Consider the following 3,763-nt stretch of genomic DNA (forward strand, 5'->3'; position numbering starts at 1 on the left):
TGGAATATGCAGTAATGACGGATATATTAAAAAAAGGGGAGTATAATCTTGCCAGAAGCCAACAGGGCTTGCCTAATGGTGATCCACAATTTATTTTTAATTATTTCCTTATGCCGAATATGGGAAGAAATAAAAGTAATTCATTGGGCTATGTAAATAATCGTGTTCCCATGTTAATGGAGCAATTGTCAATTACGGTAGATAAAGAGCAGAGGAAGCATATATATGATGAAATTCAGGATATTTCCGTTGATGAATTGCCTGTAATACCCCTGTATTATGATGAAAATATTGTGGTATATAATCGTAAGTTGACTGGCTATCAGGCCTGTACCTACGGGGTATCTTTGAACAGGATAGCAGTGAAGGAATAATATGAGCATTCAGACCATACAATTTATAAAAAATAAAATTATTTCGTTGATTCCTGTACTAATTGGAATTAGCTTTATAACCTTTTCTCTGGTATTTATTACTCCTGGAAATCCTGAGGACATAATTTTGGAGCAAAGTGGTATGACTGTAGCTTCAGAGGGGGAACGACTCCAGCTACGCCAAGAGCTTGGGTTGGATGATAGCTTTTGGGTTCAGTATTTGCACTGGTTGATAAATGTTTTGCATGGTAATCTTGGCAATTCCTTCCATACGGGACGAGGAATAGTAGAAGAAATATATATGCGAATACCATATACGACTATAATTGCTTGTGGAGCAATAGGTTTGACGACCTTATTTAGCTTGTTATATGGTCTGGTTTCTAACTACTATAGTCATGGTCGTATAGGGAGGCTTCTGTCACTGTATGGTCAGGTTTGCCTGTCGGTGCCAGGGTTTCTCATTGCAATAATGTTAGTTTATTTCTTTTGTGAGGTTATGGGAATAATGCCGTCAGGTGGATTGACTGATGTATCAGGATTGGTTTTGCCTACTATTTCAATGTCTTTAATATCTTCAGTTATGATAGGGCAAGTATTAAATCGCCAGTTGGCTCTTGAACTGGATAAGTATTACTGTAAGGTAGCCCGTTTACGTGGATTGAGTCGTAAGAGAATATTATTGGAATATGCCCTTCCAAATGCAGTTATGCCTGTTATCGCCATGTTGGGAAACTATACAGGGGCTATTTTAGGTGGTTCAGTTGTAATTGAATATATTTTTTCCATTCCCGGATTAGGGGCTATGGCCTTGGAGGCAATTCATTTTCGGGATTATCCGATGTTGCAGGGGTATGTACTTTTTACAGGGATAGTATATGTTATGGTAAATAGTATCGTAGATATTGTATTGTATGCCATAAATCCAAAAATGGATTTGCGGGAGAGGTGAGATAAATGCCCAAAATGTCAGATAGTAAATGGAGCATATATCTAAGTATTTTTGTTCTTCTATGTATTATTGTGTCTGGCTTAGCTGCTCCATTGATTATGCCATATAATCCTTTTCAACCAGATATGTCCATTCGTCTACAAAGTCCCAATTCAGAACATTGGCTAGGGACTGACGCATTGGGAAGGGATATGCTAAGTCGTATGATGCTGGGCAGCCGCAATACAATAATACTTTCGTTGGTGTGTACGTCAATAGCAATGACAGCTGGTGGAATTATTGGTATGCTGGTCGGATATTATGGGCAAACCGCCGATAAGATTTATAATGTAATTTGCAATATTTTTCAAGGCATACCAGGTACTTGCCTCATGATAGCTATAGCCGGTTTTTGGGGACCGGGAATAGGTGGTCTGATTTTGGCAGTAGTGATTTCCAATTGGACTGGTTTTTCCCGCATTATAAGAGCTGAGGTAATTCGTATACGTCAGGCAGGGTATATTGAAGGCTTGATTTGCCTTGGTGCTGGTGACATGCGGATAATATTTCATCATATTTTGCCCAATTTACGTGGAATAATGCTGGTGTTGGGCACGCAGCGTTTAGGGCGCAGTATTTTATCCATTGCAGGCCTTAGCTTTTTGGGATTGGGAATTCAGCCACCAGCGCCTGATTGGAGTGTAATGATAAATGATTCCATGCTGTATTATCGTAGTGCACCATATTTGGTTCTGATTCCAGGCTGCGGCATTTTTTTATTGGTTTCATCCATAAACAACATAGGAAAACACCTTGAAAGGTGTTTTGGCTGGCATAAAAATGAGGTGAGACCTGAATGATGGAAAAAGGCAGTATTGTTATTAAAGACTTAACAATTGATTTTTATATAAATGGTGAATTAACAAATATTATAAAGCAGGGTAATTGTGTATTTCCAACTGGAAGGATAACGGCAGTGGTTGGTGAAAGTGGCAGTGGCAAATCGGTTTTGGGTCAGGCAATTTTAGGGGACTTACCAGCTAATGCGGTGGCTTCCGGTGAGGTGCTTTACGAATGCAACAACATGTTGGCAATGTCGTCAGAAGAATGTATGGAGATGTACGGGAAAATAATGGCGTTGGTTCCCCAGCTGCCAGAAGAAGCATTTAGTCCGATGAAAACAATTTATGCTCATATTAGGGATGCATTGGAAGGAGCAGGGGTTGTACGTGCCTCATGTATACGTCATTTATTTGCTGATAGAGTAGCTTACTCATTGGCTGGGGCGGCTTTGGAGGGATTTGGTTTTACTGATATTGATAGAATATTGTCAAGCTATCCTCACGAATTAAGTGGCGGAATGCTACAACGTGTATTATGTGCCATGGTGACCTATATTAAACCCCAATGGATTATTGCAGATGAACCAACTAAGGGTTTAGACGAGATCAATAGGCAGTTAGTCATAAAAAATTTAAAAAATATGTATGAAAACTCTGGCAGCAGTATGATTATTATCACCCATGATATGAAATTGGCACAAAAATTATGTCATTGTATTATCAGGATGCAAGAAGGAAAGCTTTATGTTGAAAGTAGATAATTTATATAAGGACTATGTTCAACGCAATAGAAGTGAAAAAAAGTCCGTATTAAAAGGTTTGAGCTTTGTTGTAAAAGAAGGGGCTATTACCTGGCTGCGAGGGGATAGCGGTAGTGGCAAAAGTACAATTATTAAGATATTATTGCGTCTTTTAGCGTATGATAATGGACAGATAACCTATACCTTCGGAGATGGACGCGTAGTTGATTACAGTGATTTTTCCCATAGCGATAATAAATTATTTCGTAGTGAGGTACAGTATATATCTCAGCATCCGGAGAACTTCTTTGATCCATCAATGACCTTGGGAAAGAGCTTGCTGGAGGTGTTTGATATTTATCGGGAATTAGATAGAGGTGTGTCATTAAATACAGTATCAATTGATGAAATATTAAATATGGTTCATTTATTCCACGAGCATTTGTACAGGTTTCCCCATCAGCTAAGTGGTGGTGAACTGCAAAGAATGGCGTTATGTCGCGCACTTCTTGTGCAGCCGCGCTTGCTTATTTTGGATGAACCGGTATCTATGTTAGATGAGAGAAATGCCAGACTTATAATGAATATTCTATTTTCGTTAAATAAAAAACAAAATATGTCCATATTGTTAAGCTCACATAATGTGGATAAAATATGTGATATTGCTGATGAAATTGTCTATTGCTGATTGGAGTACAGTAATGTATTAAAATAAAAATGAAATATGTTTAGTTGGTGCTTTAGCATAGATACATTGGCATTTTCAAAGCTTTAGATTTCGTGTAAGGGCGTAGTGCAAAATATGATTTTGCACGGAGTTTTATAATGGGCCCCCTGTCAAGACCACTTTTTAAAAATTTAAGAGTGCCATAACAC

Annotated in this window: 4 protein-coding genes and 1 pseudogene; all 5 read left to right on the top strand. The window is 38.3% G+C overall.

The features are described from left to right. Positions 1-374: pseudogene (locus tag Q0Y54_RS12195) on the top strand (ABC transporter substrate-binding protein); the annotation flags it as partial. A 1-nt stretch (position 375) separates the two neighbouring features. Continuing rightward, positions 376-1,326, top strand: coding sequence for an ABC transporter permease (locus Q0Y54_RS12200; protein WP_039207618.1), 951 nt, complete (start codon positions 376-378; stop codon positions 1,324-1,326). Positions 1,327-1,331: 5 nt separating this feature from the next. Further along, positions 1,332-2,165, top strand: coding sequence for an ABC transporter permease (locus Q0Y54_RS12205; protein WP_297968430.1), 834 nt, complete (start codon positions 1,332-1,334; stop codon positions 2,163-2,165). Next, entirely contained in the window at positions 2,162-2,908 is a 747-nt protein-coding gene (locus Q0Y54_RS12210; RefSeq protein ID WP_297968432.1) for an ATP-binding cassette domain-containing protein, read from the top strand. Before Q0Y54_RS12205 ends, Q0Y54_RS12210 begins: the two co-directional genes overlap by 4 nt. Next, on the top strand, positions 2,892-3,575 hold the full coding sequence (locus Q0Y54_RS12215) for an ABC transporter ATP-binding protein (protein ID WP_297968435.1): 684 nt from the start codon (positions 2,892-2,894) through the stop codon (positions 3,573-3,575). The genes Q0Y54_RS12210 and Q0Y54_RS12215 overlap by 17 nt, the downstream gene beginning before the upstream one ends. The last annotated feature ends 188 nt before the right edge of the window (positions 3,576-3,763 follow it).

Origin of the sequence: uncultured Anaerovibrio sp., assembly GCF_947302755.1 — a bacterium.
Classification (GTDB): Bacteria; Bacillota; Negativicutes; order Selenomonadales; family Selenomonadaceae; genus Anaerovibrio.

Excerpts from the sequence above, each read along its gene's own strand:
- Q0Y54_RS12200 (WP_039207618.1), top strand. The coding sequence starts at position 376 with ATGAGCATTCAGACCATACAATTTATAAAAAATAAAATTATTTCGTTG.
- Q0Y54_RS12205 (WP_297968430.1), top strand. The coding sequence starts at position 1,332 with ATGCCCAAAATGTCAGATAGTAAATGGAGCATATATCTAAGTATTTTT.
- Q0Y54_RS12210 (WP_297968432.1), top strand. The coding sequence starts at position 2,162 with ATGATGGAAAAAGGCAGTATTGTTATTAAAGACTTAACAATTGATTTT.
- Q0Y54_RS12215 (WP_297968435.1), top strand. The coding sequence starts at position 2,892 with ATGTTGAAAGTAGATAATTTATATAAGGACTATGTTCAACGCAATAGA.